The sequence below is a fragment of the Pseudomonas sp. 3MA1 genome, from assembly GCF_029237275.1.
Classification (GTDB): Bacteria; Pseudomonadota; Gammaproteobacteria; order Pseudomonadales; family Pseudomonadaceae; genus Aquipseudomonas; species Aquipseudomonas fluorescens_AP.
Genome location: NZ_JAACFX010000005.1, coordinates 248,010 through 269,430, shown reverse-complemented (window position 1 = coordinate 269,430; position 21,421 = coordinate 248,010). Strand labels below are relative to the sequence as shown.

At 60.4% G+C, this 21,421-nt stretch carries 23 protein-coding genes; 13 read left to right on the top strand and 10 right to left on the bottom strand.

Annotated features, from left to right (window positions below; genetic code table 11):
• Positions 1-122: 122 nt before the first annotated feature.
• Positions 123-1,472, bottom strand: coding sequence for an NCS2 family permease (locus GWQ44_RS16805; protein ID WP_179600358.1), 1,350 nt, complete (start codon positions 1,470-1,472; stop codon positions 123-125).
• 284 nt (positions 1,473-1,756) lie between these two features.
• Positions 1,757-2,200 carry a MarR family transcriptional regulator gene (locus tag GWQ44_RS16800; RefSeq protein WP_047305586.1) on the bottom strand — a complete coding sequence of 148 codons (444 nt, stop codon included), beginning with the start codon at positions 2,198-2,200 and terminating at the stop codon, positions 1,757-1,759.
• An 82-nt stretch (positions 2,201-2,282) separates the two neighbouring features.
• Between GWQ44_RS16800 and GWQ44_RS16795 the strand changes: the two genes are divergently transcribed.
• Positions 2,283-3,449 (top strand): PLP-dependent aminotransferase family protein, encoded by a 1,167-nt coding sequence (locus tag GWQ44_RS16795; protein WP_199010650.1) that lies wholly within the window; start codon positions 2,283-2,285, stop codon positions 3,447-3,449.
• Positions 3,450-3,459: 10 nt separating this feature from the next.
• Positions 3,460-4,062, top strand: coding sequence for a glutathione S-transferase family protein (locus GWQ44_RS16790; RefSeq protein WP_275927831.1), 603 nt, complete (start codon positions 3,460-3,462; stop codon positions 4,060-4,062).
• A gap of 55 nt (positions 4,063-4,117) precedes the next feature.
• On the opposite strand, the gene GWQ44_RS16785 is transcribed toward GWQ44_RS16790, so the two are convergent.
• From GWQ44_RS16785 to GWQ44_RS16765, 5 genes are all read right to left on the bottom strand, one after another.
• Positions 4,118-4,489, bottom strand: a complete 372-nt coding sequence (locus GWQ44_RS16785) for a glutathione S-transferase N-terminal domain-containing protein (protein WP_275927830.1) — start codon at positions 4,487-4,489, stop codon at positions 4,118-4,120.
• Positions 4,490-4,590: 101 nt separating this feature from the next.
• Positions 4,591-5,136: a GTP cyclohydrolase I FolE gene (gene folE / locus GWQ44_RS16780; protein WP_011062625.1), complete on the bottom strand. Its 546-nt coding sequence runs from the start codon at positions 5,134-5,136 to the stop codon at positions 4,591-4,593.
• 77 nt (positions 5,137-5,213) lie between these two features.
• The gene (locus tag GWQ44_RS16775) at positions 5,214-5,771 is read right to left on the bottom strand and encodes a Smr/MutS family protein (RefSeq protein WP_103739899.1); all 558 of its coding nucleotides are present in this window, start codon (positions 5,769-5,771) and stop codon (positions 5,214-5,216) included.
• Positions 5,772-5,845: 74 nt separating this feature from the next.
• A complete protein-coding gene (locus GWQ44_RS16770) occupies positions 5,846-6,166 on the bottom strand; it encodes a hypothetical protein (protein ID WP_016962782.1) in 321 nt (106 codons plus the stop codon).
• A 129-nt stretch (positions 6,167-6,295) separates the two neighbouring features.
• Positions 6,296-6,886 (bottom strand): cysteine hydrolase family protein, encoded by a 591-nt coding sequence (locus tag GWQ44_RS16765; protein ID WP_016962781.1) that lies wholly within the window; start codon positions 6,884-6,886, stop codon positions 6,296-6,298.
• A 240-nt stretch (positions 6,887-7,126) separates the two neighbouring features.
• Between GWQ44_RS16765 and prmB the strand changes: the two genes are divergently transcribed.
• Positions 7,127-8,035, top strand: coding sequence for a 50S ribosomal protein L3 N(5)-glutamine methyltransferase (prmB, locus tag GWQ44_RS16760; RefSeq protein WP_016962780.1), 909 nt, complete (start codon positions 7,127-7,129; stop codon positions 8,033-8,035).
• Positions 8,036-8,085: 50 nt separating this feature from the next.
• Here the strand turns inward: prmB and GWQ44_RS16755 are convergent, their stop codons facing one another.
• Positions 8,086-8,877 (bottom strand): hypothetical protein, encoded by a 792-nt coding sequence (locus tag GWQ44_RS16755; protein ID WP_103739901.1) that lies wholly within the window; start codon positions 8,875-8,877, stop codon positions 8,086-8,088.
• Positions 8,878-8,975: 98 nt separating this feature from the next.
• Positions 8,976-9,974: an alpha/beta fold hydrolase gene (locus GWQ44_RS16750; RefSeq protein WP_199010660.1), complete on the bottom strand. Its 999-nt coding sequence runs from the start codon at positions 9,972-9,974 to the stop codon at positions 8,976-8,978.
• A gap of 97 nt (positions 9,975-10,071) precedes the next feature.
• On the opposite strand from GWQ44_RS16750, the gene aroC reads away from it, so the two are divergent.
• From aroC to GWQ44_RS16735, 3 genes are read left to right on the top strand one after another with little or no spacing between them, the layout of a single operon-like run.
• On the top strand, positions 10,072-11,163 hold the full coding sequence (gene aroC / locus GWQ44_RS16745) for a chorismate synthase (protein ID WP_253128109.1): 1,092 nt from the start codon (positions 10,072-10,074) through the stop codon (positions 11,161-11,163).
• 28 nt (positions 11,164-11,191) lie between these two features.
• Complete coding sequence (locus GWQ44_RS16740; RefSeq protein WP_275927872.1) at positions 11,192-12,349, top strand: MFS transporter; 1,158 nt, start codon at positions 11,192-11,194, stop codon at positions 12,347-12,349.
• On the top strand, positions 12,346-12,891 hold the full coding sequence (locus GWQ44_RS16735; RefSeq protein WP_275927829.1) for an acireductone dioxygenase: 546 nt from the start codon (positions 12,346-12,348) through the stop codon (positions 12,889-12,891). The genes GWQ44_RS16740 and GWQ44_RS16735 overlap by 4 nt, the downstream gene beginning before the upstream one ends.
• A gap of 72 nt (positions 12,892-12,963) precedes the next feature.
• On the opposite strand, the gene GWQ44_RS16730 is transcribed toward GWQ44_RS16735, so the two are convergent.
• The gene (locus tag GWQ44_RS16730; protein ID WP_016964127.1) at positions 12,964-13,242 is read right to left on the bottom strand and encodes a DUF3509 domain-containing protein; all 279 of its coding nucleotides are present in this window, start codon (positions 13,240-13,242) and stop codon (positions 12,964-12,966) included.
• A gap of 680 nt (positions 13,243-13,922) precedes the next feature.
• Here GWQ44_RS16730 and GWQ44_RS16725 point away from each other — a divergent pair.
• The 7 genes from GWQ44_RS16725 to GWQ44_RS16695 all read left to right on the top strand — a co-directional run bounded on the left by GWQ44_RS16725 (position 13,923) and on the right by GWQ44_RS16695 (position 21,396).
• A complete protein-coding gene (locus tag GWQ44_RS16725; RefSeq protein ID WP_275927828.1) occupies positions 13,923-15,761 on the top strand; it encodes a long-chain-acyl-CoA synthetase in 1,839 nt (612 codons plus the stop codon).
• Positions 15,762-15,858: 97 nt separating this feature from the next.
• Positions 15,859-16,377, top strand: coding sequence for an ankyrin repeat domain-containing protein (locus tag GWQ44_RS16720; RefSeq protein WP_016964125.1), 519 nt, complete (start codon positions 15,859-15,861; stop codon positions 16,375-16,377).
• A 115-nt stretch (positions 16,378-16,492) separates the two neighbouring features.
• Complete coding sequence (locus GWQ44_RS16715) at positions 16,493-17,023, top strand: hypothetical protein (RefSeq protein WP_275927827.1); 531 nt, start codon at positions 16,493-16,495, stop codon at positions 17,021-17,023.
• A gap of 84 nt (positions 17,024-17,107) precedes the next feature.
• The gene (locus GWQ44_RS16710) at positions 17,108-17,299 is read left to right on the top strand and encodes a PLD nuclease N-terminal domain-containing protein (protein WP_047305577.1); all 192 of its coding nucleotides are present in this window, start codon (positions 17,108-17,110) and stop codon (positions 17,297-17,299) included.
• 313 nt (positions 17,300-17,612) lie between these two features.
• The gene (locus tag GWQ44_RS16705; protein WP_275927826.1) at positions 17,613-19,700 is read left to right on the top strand and encodes an LTA synthase family protein; all 2,088 of its coding nucleotides are present in this window, start codon (positions 17,613-17,615) and stop codon (positions 19,698-19,700) included.
• A 343-nt stretch (positions 19,701-20,043) separates the two neighbouring features.
• Positions 20,044-20,565: a fimbrial protein gene (locus GWQ44_RS16700; RefSeq protein WP_275927825.1), complete on the top strand. Its 522-nt coding sequence runs from the start codon at positions 20,044-20,046 to the stop codon at positions 20,563-20,565.
• Between the two features lie 90 nt (positions 20,566-20,655).
• Positions 20,656-21,396, top strand: a complete 741-nt coding sequence (locus GWQ44_RS16695; protein ID WP_275927824.1) for a fimbria/pilus periplasmic chaperone — start codon at positions 20,656-20,658, stop codon at positions 21,394-21,396.
• Positions 21,397-21,421: the final 25 nt, after the last annotated feature.

Genomic DNA, 21,421 nt, shown 5'->3' with positions numbered 1-21,421 from the left:
CCCTGTCAACGACCTGGCAGGGATGCGGCTCCGGCAGCGCTGAACAGCCGCCAGGTTCATCAGGTTCTCTGGATGTACAAAAGCCCCATCCGGCGGGATGGGGCCGGTGAGGCCGGGGCAACTTACAAGAAAATGAACTTGGCGATGAAGATCGCGCACAGCACGTACAGGCTGATGGAGATTTCCCTGTGCTTGCCGGTTCCGGCCTTCAGCACCACATAGGTGATGAAGCCCAGGGCAATGCCGTCGGCAACGGAGAAGGTCAGGGGCATCATGATTGCGGTGACGATGGCCGGGATACTGTCGGTGGCTTCGTCCCAGTTGATGTGGGCCATGCCGCCCATCATCAGCATCGCGACATAGATCAGGGCGCCGGCGGTGGCGTAGGCGGGGATCATGCCCGCCAGCGGCGCAAAGAACATGGCGGCTATGAACAGCACGCCCACGGTGACGGCGGTCAGGCCGGTGCGCCCGCCGGCCGCCACTCCGGCGGCACTTTCCACGTAACTGGTCACCGGCGGTACACCGACCACGGCACCAAAGACGCTGGAGGCGCTGTCCGCCTTGAGGGCTCGGGAAAGGTTCTCGATCTTGCCGTCCGGGTTGACCAGGCCGGCACGCTGCGCCACGCCCATCAGGGTGCCGGCGGTGTCGAACATGTGCACGAAAAGGAAGGCCAGGACCACGCTGATCATGCTGACGTTGAATACTCCGGCGATATCCATGGCCATCCAGGTGGGCGCCAGGCTCGGTGGGGTGGAGAGAATACCGTTGTAGTGCACCAGGTCCATGCCCCAGCCGGCCAGGGTCACGGCGATGATGCTGATCAGGATCGCGCCGAACACCCGGTGGTAGCTGAGCACCGCAATCATTAGAAAGCAGATCGCCGCCAGCAGCGGGCCGGGTTCGCGCAGGGAGCCGAGCTTGATCAGGGTCGCTGGGCTATCGACGATGATGCCGGCGGTTTTCAGGCCGATCAGGCCGAGAAACAGGCCAACCCCGGCGCCCATGGCATAGCGCAGGCTCACCGGAATGCTGTTGAGCAGCCACTCACGGACCCTGGACAGGGTCAGGATCATGAACAGCACGCCGGAAATGAACACGGCGCCCAGGGCCGTTTCCCAGTGGTAGCCCATGGTGCCGACCACGGTGTAGGTGAAAAAGGCATTCAGGCCCATGCCTGGGGCCAGGCCCACCGGCCAGTTGGCGTACAGGCCCATCAACAGGCAGCCCAGGGCGGCGGCGATGCAAGTGGCGACGAAGGCGGCGCCATGATCGATACCGGCGTCGGCCATGATGTTGGGGTTGACGAAGATGATGTAGGCCATGGTGATGAAGGTTGTCAGACCGGCGATCAGCTCGGTCTTCACCGTGGTGCCGTGCAACCTGAGTTTGAAGATGCGTTCCAGCCAGCCGCTGTTCAGCGAGGGCGAGAGGTCCAGCGGAGAGGCTTCGGATTTGCGGCTTTCCACAGCGAGTACTCCTCAAGAGTTTTATTGTTTTTTCCAGAACCGGGCATCAGAGGGTGGGCGGCGGCTCTTTGAGGCAGGCAGGGCTTGTGGGGATTGTTGACTTTTAGGTCAAGAACTCACACGGGCGAATTATGCTTTTGTATACAAAGAAAGCAAATAATGTTTTTGCTTTTGTGTGCGAAAAATCTGAGGGTGCGGCTATATGCCGGCCCCTGCTTATGCCTTGGGGTCGACTGCCGTGTGTGCGGTGGACGCCGCCCGAGCGGGCGGCGAGGGCGGGCAGGTCAGTGGTCTGCGGTTTTTCCGGCCAGGGCCTGGTTCACCGCCAGCCAGCCGTCGACGGCGCTTTCTCCAGCTTCGCTGAAGGCGCGCTGCAGCAGCTTGACCTGCTCGCGGCGCAAGGATTGTTCGAAACGCGCACCATCGGCGCTCAACTGCAGCAGGCGTTTTCGTTTGTCGCTATCCGGGGCAACGCTGTCCACCAACTGCATTTCCATGAGTTGGCGCAACGGCGTGTTCAACGCCTGCTTGCTCACACCCAGCAGGTTGAGCAGTTCTTTCACGCTCAGGCCCGGGTAGCGCGCAATGAAGAACACGATGCGTTGGTGCACGCGACTCAGGCCGCGGCGTTCGAGCATTTCGTCGGCCTTGGCGGTGAAGGCTTGATAGCCAAAGAAGAAGGCCTCCATGGCGGCCTGTTGCGAGGTCTGGTTTTTAAGGTCAAGCATATTGACGTATCTGCGAGAGTCGGCGTAATTTCGGTCAAGCAGTTTGACGTATTTTCTCCCTCCTTCGCTAGCGGTGATCTCCATGGCTTTCTCCGAACGTGTATCGCGCCTCAAAAGCTCCCTGATCCGTGAAATCCTGGCAGCGGCCCAGCGCCCGGAAGTGATGTCGTTCGCTGGAGGCCTGCCGGCCGAAGTGATGCTGCCCAAGGTGCAGTGGCAAGATATGCCGCTGTCCATGGGGCAGTACGGCATGAGTGAAGGCGAGCCGCAGTTGCGCGAGGCCCTGGCCGCCGAGGCGCGCAAGCTGGGGGTGCCCTGTGAGGCGGGTCAGGTCCTGGTGGTCAGCGGCTCCCAGCAGACCCTCGATCTGGCGGCCAAGCTCTACATCGACAAGGGCACGCGGATCATGCTGGAGGCCCCGACCTACCTGGCGGCCCTGCAGATCTTCCAGCTGTTCGGTGCCGACTGCCTGACGGTGCCTCTGGAGGCTGACGGTCCGGACCTGGCGCAGATGCGCGCTGGCCTGGAGCAGCATCGTCCGGCGTTCGTCTACCTGATTCCGACCTTCCAGAATCCGTCGGGCGTGCGCTACAGCCAGGGCAAGCGCGCAGCCGTGGCGGCGTTGCTGGACGAGTTCGGGGTCACCCTGATCGAAGACGAGCCCTATCGCGAGCTGACTTTCGATGCTGGCAGCGCCACGCCGATTGTCAGTCGTCTGCAGAAGGCCAGCTGGATCTATACCGGCACGGTGTCGAAAACCTTGCTCCCGGGATTGCGGGTCGGCTACCTGATTGCCAGCCCGGACCTGTTCCCCCATCTGTTGCGTCTGAAACAGTCCGCTGACCTGCACACCAACCGCGTCGGCCAGTGGCAGGCCATGCAATGGATCGGCAGCCAGCAGTACCAGCAGCACCTGGACGAGCTGCGCAGTTTCTACCGCCAGCGCCGGGATGCTTTCCAGGCGGCCTTGCATGGCCATTTCGCCGATCTGGCGGAGTGGCAGGTGCCCGAGGGCGGTCTGTTTTTCTGGTTGAGCTTGAAACAGCCCCTGGATACCCGCACGTTGCTCAAGTCGGCGTTGGAGCAGGACGTGACTTTTATGCCTGGCGAACCGTTCTTCACTGAACCGGAGCGCAATCATGGGCATCTGCGGCTGAATTTCAGCCATATCGATCCGGCGCGGCTGGACGAGGGCCTCAAGCGGCTGGCCACCGTGATACGTCAAGCACAGGCTGCACAGGCAGCCTAAGGGGAGGGCCATGTACAAGGTTCACGGCGATTACCGTTCGGGCAACTGCTACAAGATCAAGCTGATGCTCAATCTGCTGGGGCTGCCTTATGAATGGCAGTCGGTGGACATTCTCGGGGGCGATACCCAGACCGAGGCTTTCCTGGCGAAAAATCCCAACGGCAAGATCCCGGTGTTGGAGCTGGAGGACGGCACCTGCCTGTGGGAGTCCAATGCGATTCTCAACTTTCTCGCCGATGGCAGCGAGTTCCTGCCCAGCGAACCGCGCCTGCGTACCCAGGTTCTGCAATGGCAATTCTTCGAGCAATACAGCCATGAGCCCTATATCGCCGTGGCGCGTTTTATCCAAGTCTATGAAGGCTTGCCCGAAGCGCGCCGGGAGGAATACCTGAAGTTGCACAAGCGCGGCTACAAGGCACTGGATGTGATGGAAAAGCAGTTGAGCCGCACGCCTTACCTGGTGGGCGAGCACTATTCCATTGCCGATATCGCGCTCTATGCCTACACCCATGTGGCCCATGAAGGCGGCTTCGACCTGGCCCGATACCCGGGCATCCAGGCCTGGATCCAGCGAGTGCAGAGCCATCCGCGGCATGTCGGGATGTTTGATTGAGCGGATTTTTCGAAGGGGCAACTGACCCGGGACTGCATCGTCCCGGGCAGTGGCTTCAGGCCGCCGAGAAACGCTGCTTCAGGTAGTCGATGATCACTTTGGATTCATACATCCAGGTGGTCTGGCCGTTCTCTTCGATCCGCAGGCACGGCACCTTGATCTTGCCGCCCTGTTCCAGCAGGGTCTGGCGATCCTGCTCGTTGTTCTTGGCGTCACGCAGGGCCACCGGTACGTTCAGGCGGTGCAGGGTGCGGCGGGTCTTCACGCAGAACGGGCAGGCGTGGAACTGATACAGGGTCAGGCCCTTGGCCGCCGCATCGACGCTCGCCTGAGCGGCAGCTGTGCGCTGTTGCTTGCGCGGGCGGGTGATGAAGTCGATGAAAATGATGAGTTGACCCAGGCCGACTCGCAGCGCTTTGACGATCACGGTATTGCCTCTTGCCCATGAATGAAGGGGCGGCAGCTTACCTGATTTTGCCGGGCGAAAAAAAACCGGCGATCATCGCCGGTTTTTTTACTTGCAGCCTGTTACTTGATCAGGCTGAGGAACTCGCTGCGGGTAGCGGCATTCTCGCGGAACTCGCCCAGCATCACCGACGTGATCATCGACGAGTTCTGCTTCTCCACACCGCGCATCATCATGCACATGTGCTTGGCCTCGATCACCACGGCAACGCCCAGGGCACCGGTCACTTGCTGAACGGCGTCGGCGATCTGCCGGCTGAGGTTTTCCTGGATCTGCAGGCGACGGGCATACATGTCGACGATGCGCGCTACTTTCGACAGTCCCAGGACCTTGCCGCTGGGAATGTAGGCGACGTGCGCCTTGCCGATAAACGGCAGCAAGTGGTGTTCGCACAGCGAGTAGAGCTCGATGTCCTTGACCAGCACCATTTCGCTGTTGTCGGAGCTGAACAAGGCACCGTTGGTGACCTCTTCCAGGGTTTGGGCATAACCGCGGCAAAGGTACTGCATGGCTTTGGCGGCACGCTTGGGCGTGTCGAGCAGGCCCTCGCGGGAGACGTCCTCGCCCAATTGGCCGAGGATCGCGGTGTAATTCTGTTCCAGGGACATGAAACTACCTGTGGGATTTTACGCAAAGGGCAAGGGTACGGTGGCGGACCCGACGCTGCAAGCGTGATGCAGCGGCTTTATTCGTCACGGCCTTCCATCATGGTGCGTTTGAGCATCACGTAAAGTGCACCGGTGCCGCCGTGTTTGGCCTGGCACGAGGTGAAGCCCAACACCTGGGGATGCTGGCGCAACCAGGTGTTGACGTGGCTCTTGATCATCGGGCGCTTGCCGTCCAGACGCACGGCCTTGCCGTGGGTGACCCGTACACAGCGGATTTCGAATTTGGTGGCTTCAGCGAGAAATGCCCAGAGGGTTTCCCGGGCCTTTTCCACGGTCATGCCGTGCAGGTCGAGGCTGCCTTCGAAAGGGATCTGGCCGATTTTCAGCTTGCGCATCTGGCTTTCCTGAACCCCGTCGCGGGCCCACATCAGCTCATCTTCCGGCCCCACATCGATGACGAACTGATCGGACAGCCCGTCCACCGTGGTGGTTTCGCTGCGCACGGTGGCGGCCTGGCGCAGCTTGGCGATCTGCGCGCGGTCAGCCTTGGGTTTGCCTGTGTCGGCACGGTCGTGCTTGATCGGCTTGACGCCGCGGATCTCGTTTTTGAACAGGGAAAAATCGTCGTCTTGCATGTCAGCCTCCGCGAAGGGCGGCTAGTTTACCCAACTCGGTACACCTTCAGGCGTGCAAATCGCGCCCAGATTCGTCAGTCGTGTTTTTTCATCAGGTGTGGCGCCATGTTCAGCGCCAGGGGCTGACGCATGCGCCGCCGGCAACGCCGCCACAGGCGAACCCCGACATACAGCAGTAACAGGCCAACCGCCAGAATCACCGCCGACCCCGCCGGGCTGGCATTGAGCTCTCCCAGCGCCGGAGCGCGGCCCAGCAGGCTGGCCGCACCCGCCATCGCCAGCAGTACGCCGAATGTCGCCAGCAATGCGGAGAATCCCGCCCCCAGGCGCAATCGCCAGTTTCGCGGGCTTTTGGGCCGCAACCGGCGTGCGTCAAAACCATCGGATATCTTCATTCCGACCTTCCTCAATGGGTATCGGCCCTTCGACCGGGAGTTGACCGGGTGGTTCCTGAGGCTAAGGCAATTGCTGCAAATGCGAGGCGTTTATGGATGAGCGGCCCGCCAGCCGCTCACCAGGGCTGATCAGATCAGGCTTGCGGTCTGGGCGAGGGTGGCGAAGTTGTCGGCCATGATCGCCATTTCGGTCTGCTGAACATGCTCGGCACTGAGGATGCCGCCCTTGTAGGGCAGGTCGCGGGTGGCGCAGGCGTCTTCCACCAGGGTGCAACGGAAACCCAGGTTCTTCGCAGCCCGCACGGTGGTGCTGACGCTGGAGTGGCTCATGAAACCGGCAACGATCAGGTCCAGGGAGCCGAGGTCTTGTAGGCGTTTTTCCAGTTCGGTGCCGTGGAAGGCGCTGGGTAGCAGCTTGCCGATGATGGTTTCGTCGCCTTGCGGTTCAAGCCCGGGGATGAATTCGCCGCGTTCGCCCTGGGGGTCGAACAGGCCGCCGACGGTGCCGAGATGGCGCACGTGCACGATGGGCCGGCCGGCAGCGCGGGCTGCGGCCAGCAGTTGACCGATGTTGGCCACTGCCTTGTCCATGCCGGACAGGGCCAGGGGACCGCTGAGGTACTCTTTTTGGGCGTCGATGATCACAAGGGTCGCGTGGCTCAAATTGGCCGCGGCGTAACCACGACCGCTGAGTTGAAACATCGTCTTTGGAACGGACATTCTGGGGCTCCTGTGAGTGGGGCTTTTGCGACATTGTCCTCTGGCAGAGCGCTTCTGTGAATCGCTACTAACGTAAGGTGCGCCGTTGTTGGCCTGCAGCCTTGTCAAGAGGGGCAAGGTATTGACCTTCGAGCGGCAAAACCTGCGCAGCGGCCGCTTGCCCGGCTGCGGTTTTTCATTCGTCGTCGGCGGGCGTTTTGGCTGGTAGTATTGCCGGTCGTTTTGTCAGGAGTCTGTCCCGTGATCACTTCCCGCCTGCGCACCTTGCGCGACCATATCCGCTGGGCTGTCAGCCGCTTTCATGGGGAGGATCTGTTCTTCGGCCATGGCACCGACAATGCCTGGGACGAGGCCCGCCAACTGGTGCTCGGTGCCTTGCACCTACCTTGGGAAATTGCCGACAGCTACCTGGACTGCGCGCTGGAAGAGGACGAGCTGGCCCATCTGCAGCATCTGCTCAAGCGCCGTATCGAAGAGCGTGTGCCCACGGCCTACCTGCTGGGCGAGGCCTGGTTCTGCGGCATGTCGTTCATTGTCGATGAGCGGGTGCTGATTCCACGTTCACCCATTGGCGAACTGATCGAAAAACGCTTTGAACCCTGGCTGGGCAACGAGCCGGCGCGGATTCTCGACTTGTGTACCGGCTCCGGTTGCATCGGTATCGCCTGCGCCTACGAGTTCCGCGACGCCGAAGTGGTGCTGGCCGACCTGTCCTTCGAAGCGCTGGAAGTGGCCAACCAGAACATCGAGCGTCACGGCGTCGACGAGCGAGTGTTTACCGTTCAGGGCGATGGCTTCGATGGCTTGCCGGGGCAGCGCTTCGACTTGATCGTGTCCAACCCGCCTTATGTCGATGCCGAAGACTTTGCCGACATGCCGGATGAATACCAGCATGAACCCGAGCTGGGCCTGGCTTGCGGCGACGATGGCCTGAACCTGGTGCGACGCATGCTGGCCGAAGCCGCCGATCATCTGACCGAGAAGGGCTTGCTGATCGTCGAAGTGGGCAACAGTCAGGTTCATGTCGAGGCGCTGTACCCCGAAGTCGACTTCGCCTGGCTCGACTTCGAGCGCGGCGGTCATGGCGTGTTCATGCTCACGGCGGAGCAGTGCCGCGAGCATCAGGCACTCTTTGCTTCGCGCGTTTGAGTGATGAGCGGCCCGCGTAAGGCGGGCCTTGAGCAATCAGCGGGTGCGACTCAGCGGTGCGTCGCAATCCAGATCAGCAGCCCCGCCTGGAAGACCGCGAAGGCCACCAGGCAGGTGATGGTGAAGCGCAGGCCGGTGTCTTCACGTTTGTACTTGGTGACTTTCTCTTCCTGCTTGCGCAGATTGACTTCCAGCTCTTCCAGGTTCTGCTCGGCCTGCTGGAGCATCTGCGCCGCTTCCAGAATTTCCACGAACTGCAGTTTCTCGGTGTTCCACTGGCTCAGCAACTCGCCGACCTGGACATCCTTGACGCTGCCCTTGAGGTGCTGGGCATCGGCATACACCACGTCGAAGCCCTGGATGCGCAACACATGGTCGCGACGCAGGCGAGTGTGTTCATTGAGGGCGTCCTTGTTGGCGAGGTCGAAGCCGTCCACCCGGTAGTGCGGCCACTTCTTCTGTGCCCACTGCGCGGCCTGGGCCAGCAGGAAGCGCCCGATGCCCCGGTTCAGCGGTTCGATCTGCAACCCGCCCTCGGGCTCGAAGTACACCCGACGGGCCTCGTGTTCGACCCAGACATCCAGATGATTCTGTTCCTTGCGCACTCGCTGGCCGGGCAGGCGGACGGTCATGCGCAGCAGGCTGTGCTCTTTGTTGTTGCGCTCGGCATAACCGAACTCGACAAAGCGCAAAGGTCGCACGCCGGTGGCGCGATCGGTCTGCAGGGGCGCCAGGCGCAGCATCTTGTGATGTTCGGCCTGCACATCCGCCCACGGCAACGGCGGCGCTTCCGGGGCGGCGGCTTCTTGCTCGGAGGCGGGTGAATTCGGGGTATCAGTCATAACGGCAAGTCCTGTCCAATCGCTGCGCGCCGACAGCAATCGAACGGCCGGCAAAGACTTATCGGCCGTTTCTTTCAGGACTGGAGGGTAAAAACAGCCTAACGGGTGTGAAGTCCGTCAATAAAACTGATGATCGACCGGCCCAGTTCTGCTGCCAGGGGCAGTTGCGGGTCCTTGTAGGACGCCAGTTGGCGCTTGAGATCGTTGGGCACGATGCGCATGACGTGGTTCATGCCGTCGATCAGGGTCAATTGGGCGTCCGGTTTTGCCGCCTTGAGCACCCGGGCGTCGTCGACGCTGACCTGGATGTCGTTGCTGCCCTGAATGATCAGCGCCGGCATTTTCAGGCGGGCGAAGGCGGCGGCCGGGTCTTCGCGGAACAGGGTGATCAGATAGGGCTGCACGCTGGGGCGGAAGATCACTTGCAGGGCCGGCGGCACATCGGTGTCCACCTGGCCGGCCTTGAGGCTGTCCAGCAGTTCGTTGCTGCGCACCATCAGCGCAGGCGGCAGGCGATAGCTCAATTGCTGGCGCAGCACCTGATCCACGGGGCGGGCGGTGCCGGAGATGGAGATTACCCCGGCGGCATCCAGTTGCGGTGCGGCGAGGCTGGCGATCAGCGCGCCCTCGCTGTGGCCCAGCACGATCAATTGGCCCAGGCGCGGGTCGGCCTTGAGCTGCTTGCCCCAGGCCACGGCGTCGGCCACATAGGCATCAAGCGTCAGGTTGCGTTCATCCGGGGTCGCCGCGAGGCTGGCCGCCACGCCGCGCTTGTCGTAGCGCACGCTGGCGATGTTGTGCTTGGCCAGGACCCAGGCCAGGCGCTTGAGGCTGTCGTTGCGTCCGCCGTCGGGATTGTTGCCGTCGCGGTCGGTGGGCCCCGAGCCGGAAATGATCAGCACCACCGGCACCGGCTGTTCGGACTTGGGCAGCAGCAACGAGCCATACAGCTCGCCGTGGCCGGTGTCCAGGCTGACTGGGCGTTGCAGGACGGCGGCCTGGACCAGGCCGGTGAACAGGGAAAGGCTCAAGAGAAGGGCTCGCAGCATTATCACGCCATCATGGATAAGGTGCCGGTTGGACTCAGGCAGCGGCAGAAGGTTCGAGGATGAACTAGTTGGGTAGCCTGCGTATACTTGCGCCCTTCAGTAATCCTGATCGAGTTATTTCGGCTGATTTCACGGAGCTCCCCGCATGTCCGGCAATACCTACGGCAAGCTGTTCACTGTCACCACCGCGGGCGAAAGCCATGGCCCGGCGTTGGTCGCCATTGTCGACGGCTGCCCGCCGGGTCTTGAGCTGTCCCTGGAGGATTTGCAGCGTGATCTGGACCGGCGCAAGCCCGGCACCAGCCGTCACACCACCCAGCGCCAGGAGCCCGACGAAGTCGAGATCCTTTCCGGGGTGTTCGAGGGCAAGACCACGGGCTGCTCCATCGGCCTGCTGATCCGCAACACCGACCAGAAGTCCAAGGACTACTCGGCGATCAAGGATCTGTTCCGTCCGGCGCATGCCGACTACACCTATCACCACAAGTACGGCATCCGCGACTACCGTGGCGGCGGTCGCAGCTCGGCGCGGGAAACCGCCATGCGCGTGGCGGCCGGTGCCATTGCCAAGAAGTACCTGGCCAGCCAGGGCATCGTGATCCGTGGCTACATGAGCCAGCTGGGCCCGATCGAGATTCCCTTCAAGACCTGGGATTCGGTGGAAGACAACGCCTTCTTCAGTCCCGATCCGGACAAGGTTCCGGAGCTGGAGGCCTACATGGACCAATTGCGCCGGGATCAGGATTCGGTGGGAGCGAAGATCACCGTGGTCGCCGAAGGCGTGATGCCGGGCCTGGGCGAGCCGATCTTCGATCGCCTGGATGCCGAGCTGGCCCACGCGTTGATGAGCATCAATGCGGTCAAGGGCGTGGAAATCGGCGCCGGTTTCGCCAGCGTCGCCCAGCGTGGGACCGAGCACCGTGACGAGCTGACCCCGCAAGGGTTTCTCAGCAATAACGCCGGCGGCATCCTGGGCGGTATTTCCTCGGGGCAGCCGATCATTGCCCACCTGGCGCTCAAACCAACGTCCAGCATCACCACCCCTGGGCGCTCCATCGATGTCGATGGCAATCCTCAGGACGTGATCACCAAGGGCCGCCATGACCCATGCGTGGGGATTCGCGCCACGCCGATCGCTGAAGCAATGATGGCCATCGTGCTGATGGATCACCTGCTGCGTCATCGCGGCCAGAATGCCGACGTGCGCGTCAGCACGCCGGTACTGGGTCAGCTGTAATGGCGGTTCTGCCAGTCGCCACGGCCTGATGGCCGGGGCGGCGCTGCCGTACTGGCGGCTTTCCAGTTTCTACCTGTTCTACTTCGCCCTGCTGGGGGCGACCGCGCCGTTCCTGGCGCTGTATTTCGATCATTTGGGTTTTTCCAGCGCGCGGATCGGCGAGCTGGTGGCCATTCCCATGCTCATGCGTTGCGTGGCGCCCAACTTGTGGGGCTGGCTCGGTGATTACACCGGCCGGCGCCTGGCAATCGTGCGTTTTGGCGCAATCTGCACCCTGATCTGTTTCTCCCTGATCTTCGTCAGCAAGAGCTACGCCTGGCTGGCGATGGTCATGGCGCTGCATGCCTTCTTCTGGCACGCGGTACTGCCGCAGTTCGAGGTGATCACCTTGGCGCACTTGCACGGGCAGGCCTCTCGCTACAGCCAGATCCGTCTCTGGGGCTCCATCGGTTTCATTCTGACGGTGGTGGTGCTGGGTCGCCTGTTTGAGTGGCTGAGCCTGGATATCTATCCGCTGGCGCTGGTGATGATCATGGGAGGGATTGTGCTCAGCAGCCTGTGGGTGCCCAATGCCCGCCCCCTGGTGCAGGGGCCGCGACTGGCCGGGGACGGATTTCTCAAGCAGTTGCGCGGTCCCGGTGTGCTGGCGTTCTACCTGTGCGTGGCGTTGATGCAGATGAGCCACGGGCCGTACTACACCTTCCTGACCCTGCATCTGGAACGCCTGGGCTATACACGCGGCCTGATCGGCATGCTCTGGGCCCTGGGAGTGGTGGCCGAGGTGCTGATGTTCCTGGCCATGAGCTGGATTCTCGCGCGGTTTTCCGTGCGTCGGGTGCTGTTGGCGAGTTTTCTGTTGGCGGCGCTGCGCTGGTTGCTGTTGGGCAGTCTGGCGGAGCATCTCTGGGTGCTGTTGTTGGCCCAGGTGCTGCACGCGGCGACCTTCGGCAGTTTTCACGCCGCGGCCATTCATTTTGTCCAGCGCAGTTTCGGTGCGCGCCAGCAAGGTCAGGGGCAGGCGTTGTATGCCGCGCTGGCGGGAACCGGTGGCGCCTTGGGGGCCTTGTATGCCGGCTACAGCTGGAACGCCCTGGGCGCCACATTGACCTTTAGTATTGCCAGCGTCGCCGCCATGGCCGCAGCCGTTATCATTGCCACCCGCATGCAAGAGGAGTTGCCGTCATGAGCAGCCTGTCCGTCTACCACGTATCCAGCCCGGACCTGCCGAACAAGGTTCTGACCCATTTCGACGATATCGCGGCGACCCTGGCCGAGCAGGGCATTCGCTTCGAACGCTGGTCCGCCGCCACGCGCATCGAGCCGGGCGCCAGTCAGCAGGAGGTGATCGAGGCCTATCGGGAGCAGGTCGACCGGTTGATGACCGAGCAGGGCTATCTCAGCGTCGATGTGATCAGTCTCAATCGCGACCACCCAGAAAAAGCCGAGCTGCGCGCCCGTTTTCTCGACGAGCATCGCCATGGCGAGGATGAGGTGCGATTTTTCGTGGCCGGACGCGGTCTGTTTTCCCTGCACATCAACGACTATGTCTACGCCGTGCTCTGCGAAAGAAACGACCTGATTTCGCTGCCTGCGGGCACCGCGCATTGGTTTGACATGGGCGAGGAACCACACCTGGTGGCCATCCGCCTGTTCAGTAGCCCACAAGGCTGGGCCGCCCAACCGACCGGCGACGCGATCGCCAGCCAGTTCCCGCGCCTGGAAGACTAGGGACGCTGGGCGCAACGGCAACCGGCCGGTCCCACGCAAGGTGGGCCGGCCAGTCGAAGAACGGCGGCAGGCTTACGCGCTGTGGTAGGTCGGCAAGGCAAAGCGGTTCTGGCTTTGCAGCAGGGAAATCTGTGGCAGCTCACTGGCCTGTTCGGCCAAATCCCGACGAATCGCGCTGATGACCCACGACAGTTGGTCGGCGGCATGCAGCTGCGCGTAGGAAATCGAACGCTTGAACTGTTTGCCTTCGCTGTTGCGCAGGGTCAACAGGATGCCGCCGTCGGGACGAGGTTGGGTGGTGACTTCGAAGTTGGAGAACAGGGAGGAGAATTTTTCTTGGATCAGGCTCATGTCTATCAGCTCCGTTGGCTCTTGAATGGCAAGCGTGAACGGATAGTTGCAGCGATTGTGCCAGCACTGTCGTTTTAAAAAATCCTTTAAAATCAATTACTTATATTTTTCAGTGGAATCGTGACTCGTGCAAATTGCATGAAAGGCTATCGTGCATCCTGCATTTTGCAGGTTCGCGGCGGCGCAGGGCAGGCGTAGGTACAGAGGTGTGACCACAGGCTCCGGCGGAAAATTCAATCGCTGACGCAGGGGTTGCAAGGCTCGGCAGAACGTCGCGGGCGAGATACAAAAGTTTGCAAAAACTCCATGTACAGTCCGGCGACGGCTGACGTATTTTCCAGCCAGTCGCGCCGTTTCAAACCGGCCTTGGCACTTTGCCGAAGACCTTTGCGAGGCGTGTCTGTGACATGGAATGGTTGTGGTGCGATCCAGCGATCCAGCCCGCCAGATAATAAAAATACCAGGACGCCCTCCATGAACGCTCCCACCGTACCGATGCCGGTGCTGTCAGCAGCGCTGCACTCGTTGTTTTTCCGTCCCGTCCCGGGAGCCATCCTCCCTCTCTGCTTGCCCGTTGCCGACACCAGGGGCGCAGCGCCCGGTTGAGCCTTGTTCCAGGCCTTGTCACGTCCGACCCGTGTGGTCGGGGCACAGACTTTTGTCTTCGAAGCGGAGCAAGCATGAACAAGCACAATAGCGACATGATCACCTGGGGCATGATGCTGCGTAAGCTGCCCTCCATTGCCAGGGCGTTGCCGCGGGTGGTGCGCGGCGTCAAGGCGGGCAACATCGACAAGCCTGATCAGGCCTGTGGCCTGGGCTGGAGTTTCGAGCAGGCGACCCGGCGCAATCCCGATGGGCCGGCCTTGTTGTGCGGCGAGCGGGTTCTCAGCTATTCCCAGGTCAATCAGTGGGCCAACCGTATCGCCGCCTACCTGCACGACCGGGGCATCGGCAAGGGCGATGTGCTGGCGATTTTCATCGAGAACCGCCCGGAACTGCTGGTCACGGTGCTGGCGGTGGCCAAGCTCGGCGGGATCTGCGCCATGCTCAACACCGCCCAGACCCACAACGTGCTGGCGCATAGCCTGCAGCTGGTGAAACCGGCGGGCATCATGCTGGGCGGTGAGTTGCTGGCGGCCTATGAAGCGGTGCGCGAGCAGGTGGGGATCGATCCGCAGCGCACCTGGTTCGTGGCCGACCAGGATACCCTCGCCGATCCGGGCAGTGCCCCGGACGGGATGCTCAACCTGATGCGCGAGAGTGCCGCTTATCCCGCGGACAATCTGCAGCAGACTCAGCAGATCTTCTTCAATGATCCCTGCTTCTACATCTATACCTCCGGCACCACCGGCCTGCCCAAGGCGGGGATCTTCAAGCATGGGCGCTGGATGCGCACATCCGCCGGTTTCGGCACCATCGCCCTGGATATGCGGCCCGACGACGTGGTGTATTGCACCTTGCCGCTGTACCACGCCACCGGATTGTGCGTGTGCTGGGGCTCGGCCATCACCGGTGCCTCGGGGTTCGCCATTCGCCGCAAGTTCAGCGCCAGTCAGTTCTGGGACGATGCGCGCCGCTACAAGGCGACGACCCTGGGCTACGTCGGTGAGTTGTGCCGCTACCTGATCGATCAGCCAAGCAATGCGCGGGACACCGAGCATAGTGTGCTGAAGATGATCGGCAACGGCCTGCGCCCGGGAGTGTGGAGCGAGTTCAAGCAGCGTTTCGGCGTCGGTCATGTCTGTGAGCTGTACGCGGCCAGCGACGGCAATATCGGTTTCAGCAATATCCTCAACTTTGACAACACCGTGGGGTTTTCCCTGATTCCCTGGGCGCTGGTGGAATATGCCCACGACACCGGGGCGCCACTGCGCAATAGCCAGGGCTTCATGCAGAAGGTCGCCAAGGGCGGTCAGGGTCTGCTGTTGGCGAAGATCGACGACAAGGCGCCGCTGGATGGCTACACCGATCCGGAGAAGAACCTCAAGGTGATCCTCAAGGATGTGTTCGAGAAGGGCGATTGCTACTTCAACACCGGTGATTTGCTGCGCGACATCGGTTTTGGCCATGTGCAGTTCGTCGATCGGCTGGGGGACACCTATCGCTGGAAAGGGGAGAACGTTTCCACCACTGAAGTGGAGAACATTCTCCTGGGCCATCCACAGATTGCCGAAGTGGTGGCCTATGGCGTTGAAATCCACAACACCAACGGCCGGGCGGGGATGGTGGCGATCACGCCGGCGCAGTCCCTGGCGACCCTGGATTTCAGCGAATTGCTGCAATTTGCCCGGCAGCAGCTGCCGGCCTATGCCGTGCCGCTGTTTCTGCGGATCAAGGTGAAGATGGACACCACCGGCACGTTCAAATACCAGAAAAGCCGCCTCAAGGAGCAGGCATTCGATCTGGAGCAGGTGGCCGATGATCCGGTCTACGCTTGGTTGCCGGGGTCGGACACCTACGTGCGGCTGACCCCGCCGATTCTGGCGGACATTCAGGCCGGACGTCTGCGTTATTGATTCTGTCTATGGCGGTTCTTGGGAAAAAAGGGATGACAGGCCGCGGCCGGCTTGGGGAAACTAGCGCCTTTCCGATTTGCCGAACCTGGAGTTTCCGATGACCGACAAAAGCCGCCAGATGACTGAGGAAGAGGCCGCCCAGTTTGTCGAACAGGTATTCAACGTGGCCCGTCAGGGTGACGCACAGATGCTCGACAAGCTGGCGGCCAATGGCCTGCCGGTCAACCTGCGCAATCACAAGGGGGACACCTTGCTGATGCTGGCTGCCTATCACGGGCATGTGGACGCCGTGCAGGTGCTGCTCAAGCACCAGGCCGATCCCGAGATCCGCAACGACAATGGCCAGAGTCCGATCGCCGGAGCCGCCTTCAAGGGCGACCTGGCGGTAGTCAAGGCCCTGGTGGAGGGCGGCGCGCAAGTGGAAGGTTCGTCCTTTGACGGGCGTACCGCGCTGATGATGGCGGCGATGTTCAACCGCACGGAAATCGTCAGCTACCTGATCAGCCAGGGCGCCGATCCCAAGGCTCGCGACAGCAATGGCGTGAGTGCCCTGGAAGCCGCCAAGACAATGGGTGCGCAGGACACGACCGCACAGCTGGAAAAACTCCTGGCCTGAGCCGTCAGGGTCCGAGGGGGCGAGGGCGCCAGGCCCGTGTCACAGGCGTAGGTCTGGGCGCGCACTTTAGGCTATCCTTCGCGCCCTCGAATTTCCTTGCCTTCAGGATGTCCCCATGAAAACCGCCCTTATCGAACTCATCAGCAAAATCAGCTCCGGGTGCATGGGCGACGCCGAGATCCAGCAGATCGCCGACGAAGCGGCCCAGGCCTACGCCGATCCCCAGGCGTTCCTGGCGGCCAACCCGGACATCAACTATGACGACAGCTTTCCCATTCCCCTGGGCGAGTGGGTGGTGGTCGGCAGCCTTCCGGAGACTGTGCTGTTTCAGGCCGACACTTATGTCGATCTGTTTGCTCAGATCGTCGCGTCCTTCGGCAAGGACGTGCCTTTCAACATCAAGCCCAAGCAACTGGCGAAGATCGAAGCCTTGACGGCCTTGAACCGCATCCAGATCCAGATGGGCAGCATGAACCCGGAAAACGGTGGCTATGTGCTGATGAATTTCAGCCAGTTGCTGGATGACGAGCTGCAGATGGTGTTGGTCTACGGCAATGACCTGCCGCGAGTGCTGGAGCTGTGTGCCGAAGTCGGTATCGCCGCGGCGCCGGCCCTGGAAGCCCTGAAGATTGCCGTGCACGCCTGAATCGCGGCTCCCCGCGCAATACAGCGGAACCCCGAAGGCGGGCGGCTATCCTAAAGAGGCACACCATCATTTGGGAGCGACACCATGGGTTCCACCTTCAATGGCCTGATTGGCCTGATCATTCTGGCCCTGGATATCTGGGCCATCATCAACGTGCTGAAAAGTGGCGCCGAAACCGGGATGAAGATCCTGTGGGTGCTGTTGATCCTCTTCCTGCCGGTTTTGGGGTTGATCATCTGGGCCATTGCCGGGCCGCGAGGCAATGTGCGGCTCTGACCTGCGAAGGTTGCAAGATCGATAAAGGGCCGTCAGGCCCTTTTTGTGTGACTAAACATGCGTTGGACGAAATTTTCACAAAGCCTCAAAGACAATTCGCCAGCGTTTTTCCACGGGTGTAAATACCTGCAATTTGTTGTTCCAGAGCCTCAGGGGCTGGGCTTGTCGGTAGTGCCCACTAATCAATGGCAATGCCTTCAGTGATCGTGCAACATCTGCGCACCGCGTAATCCCCGTCGCCCTGGCGACAAAAAAGAGGGCAGAACGCCGCTTTTTCTTTGCAACTTAAACTTCCAATGGGTCCTAAAACGACATGGCAAACTCGGATGCCCTGAGTCAGCAGCGATCCTCGAATCGCCTGCTGCAACCGACCGTTAAATCCCATCTGGCCTACACGCTGCTGTGCGCGCTGGTCGTGATGGTGATGCTCTCTTTGTTGCGCGTTGCGCTGCTGATCTACAACCGCGAGATGATTCTCGACACTCCGGCTTCGACCTTCCTTGAGGCGTTCGCCAATGGGCTGCGTTTTGACCTGCGGCTGGTGGTCTATCTCAGTGTGCCGCTGATCCTCGCGCTGACCAGTGCCCGGGCCATGGCGGCGCGCGGACTGTTGCGCTTCTGGCTGACGGTGACCTCCAGCATCGCGCTGTTCCTCGGCCTGATGGAGATGGACTTCTACCGTGAATTCCACCAGCGCCTCAACGGTCTGGTCTTTCAGTACGTCAAGGAAGATCCGAAGACCGTAATGAGCATGCTCTGGTACGGTTTTCCGGTGGTTCGCTACCTGTTGGCCTGGGCTGTGGGGACCTGGATTCTCAGCCTGGCATTCAAGGGCGCTGACCGCGCTACCCGGCCTCGTGGCCCGTTCAGCGGGGGCAATGTCGGCACTCGGCAGATTGCGCCCTGGTATGCGCGCATCGCGGTGTTCGTGGTCTGCCTGCTGATCTGTGTGGTCGCCGCTCGTGGCACCTTGCGTCAGGGCCCGCCGATGCGTTGGGGTGACGTCTACACCACCGAATCGAACTTCGCCAACCAATTGGGCCTCAACGGCACCCTGCAGTTGATGGCGGCCGCCAAGGATCGCCTGTCCGAAGACCGCAACAATATCTGGAAGGCGACCCTGCCTCAGCCACTGGCTCAGCAGACCGTGCGCGACATGTTGCTGGTGCCCAACGACAAGTTGGTGGATGCGGACATCGCCGCCGTGCGCCGTAACTACACGCCGGATGCGGACAAGACCCTGCCGATCAAGAACGTCGTGGTGATCCTGATGGAAAGCTTCGCCGGGCACTCGGTCGGGGCGCTGGAGCGTCCGGGTCAGATCACCCCTTATTTCGACAAGCTGTCGAAGGAAGGCCTGCTGTTCGATCGCTTCTTCTCCAATGGCACCCATACCCACCAGGGCATGTTCGCCACCATGGCTTGCTTCCCCAACCTGCCGGGCTTCGAATACCTGATGCAGACCCCGGAAGGCAGCCACAAGCTGTCCGGCTTGCCGCAGTTGCTCAGTGCCCGCAAGTACGACGATGTGTATGTCTATAACGGTGATTTCGCCTGGGACAACCAGTCGGGGTTCTTTGGCAACCAGGGCATGACCAACTTCGTCGGCCGCAATGACTTCGTCAATCCGGTGTTCTCCGACCCGACCTGGGGCGTGTCCGACCAGGACATGTTCAACCGTGGCCTGGAAGAGTTGAAGGCCCGTGATGGCAAGGGGCCGTTCTACGCCCTGCTGCAAACCCTGTCCAACCACACCCCCTATGCGTTGCCGACGCCACTGCCAGTGGAGAAGGTCACCGACCGTGGCAGCCTCAACGAGCACCTGACCGCCATGCGCTACTCCGACTGGGCCCTGGGCCAGTTCTTCGAGAAGGCGCGCAAGGAGCCGTACTTCAAGGAAACGCTGTTTGTCGTGGTCGGCGACCACGGTTTCGGCAATGAGCAACAGATCACCGAAATGGACCTGGGCCGTTTCAACGTGCCGATGCTGATGATTGCACCCGGTATCCAGGAGAAGTTCGGCCAGCGCGACCACACCGTGGGTACGCAGATCGATATCGTGCCGACCATCATGGGCCGCCTCGGTGGCGATGTGTTGCACCAGTGCTGGGGGCGTGACCTGCTCAACCTGCCCGAAGGCGACAAGGGCTTTGGCGTGATCAAACCGTCGGGTAGCGATCAGACCGTGGCGCTGCTGACGGCGGATCGGGTGCTGGTATTGCCCAAGGAAATGCCGCCCAGGCTGTACAAGTACGAACTGGGTGCAACCCCTGGCGGCGAGCTGATTTCCGGAGCCGCCGATGAGGCGCAACTCAAGCAGAAGCTGGAGTCGTTCCTGCAGACTGCGACCAAGAGTCTGATCGACAACACGGCCGGCGTGGTCAACGGCAAGCCGGATTGATCGTTGGACTTGCCGCTATCTGGGCAAGGCTGAACTGAAAAAACACCCCATCTGGGGTGTTTTTTTTTGCCTGCCGACTGACTTAGACCGCTCAAAGCTTTCTAAGGCGTTTCCTACTTTTCTTGGGAAAAGTTCCCATGTGGGTAGTCGATTTCTTGGGTTATTACAGGAAGTTTCTTGTTTTTTAGGATTCATCTGATGTTAGCCGATACAACAGACTGTAATGATCGCATACGCTTCGGCCTGGACGGATACGCACAAAACTCCAGATCTGGCTCGCAGCATTGATTGTTAAATGGTGTGGTCGGTAGTACGCCACGATGATGGGTAAATGGAGAATCAAATGAAAAAGTCTTGGTGGGCGGCGGGTCTCGCATCTTGTCTGTCTCTGGCAGTAAGCAATGCTTATGCGCATGATGTAGAGCTAAACTTTCAAGGTAAAGTCACACAATCAACGTGCGTTGTTGATAGTGTGAAAAATGTCAATCTTGATAGTGTTAGTACCAAAGCCTTTCAGGCAACCGGTGATGTTGCAGCTATTAAGCCTTTTGCTGTCACTGTTGCTGGATGTGATGGTACTAAGATCGCTGGGAGGTTCAATGCTCCATTCAGCGACATAGACTCTTCTTCCGGGGCACTGCTTAATGCCGATCCTGGTGGATCTACGGTACGAGTACAAATACTGGACAAAGACTATAAAGCTATCAATCTAGCTATGGCCCAGTTGGAAAAACCTATGAATCCAGATTTTGCTGATGGATCAAGTGCAGGCTTTCACTTCTACGCGCAATACCTTGCTGGCGCTGAGGCTGTTACCGCAGGTGATGTTAAAGCCAAGTTAATGTTTGACCTTGTGTACGAATAAAAAACAGGTCAATATTTTAATTTATATGTGAGTGAAGTCAAAGCCTTGAAGCGCGAGCTTCAAGGCTTAACGTTTTGAGCGATTGAACCCATGTCCTGTCGTTTACTCTTGCGAGTATTTTCTTGTGCCGTGTTTCTGTGGTGGTCCATCTCCGCACAGGCCAGCATAGTGATTGATGCAACTCGGCTTATCTATTCGGCCAAAGAGCGCGAAGTCTCCCTTAGACTCAGCAATCAAGGGCAAAAAGCTGCGCTGGTACAAACCTGGATGGACGATGGTAATCCGGATGCAAAGCCTGATGATGTAGATGTGCCATTTGTGGTAATGCCGCCTATGGCCCGTATCAATCCTGACAAGGGCCAGTCTTTACGCATCGCCTATAGCTCCTCATCAAGCGTACCGAAGGATCGTGAGTCGGTGTTCTGGCTCAACGTACTGGATGTGCCGCCAATGCCCTCCGTGCAGCTTAGCAACCATATGCAGCTGGCATTTCGGACACGTATTAAGCTGTTTTTCCGTCCTGTCGATCTACCAGGCAGTGCGACTGAAAGTGCAGAAACACTACGCTGGAGTTTGTTGAAGTACGGCACAAGATCCGTTTTGCAGGTGCGCAATGACGGTGCCTTTCATGTGTCTTTCAATTCGGTTGAGGTGATACTCAAGGACGGTCGTAGTTTAAAGGTTAAAAGTCAGATGGTTGCGCCAAAAACTTCTGCAGATTTTGTGCTCGAGCAAGCACTGAGTGCCTCGGATGTTGAGGCCAGTGTTATTTATGAGTGGATCAATGATTACGGATCCAATGTGCGTAGAGAAGCCAAGCTGCAGTTTTAGAGTTATTTAAGACAAGCTTTTGTTG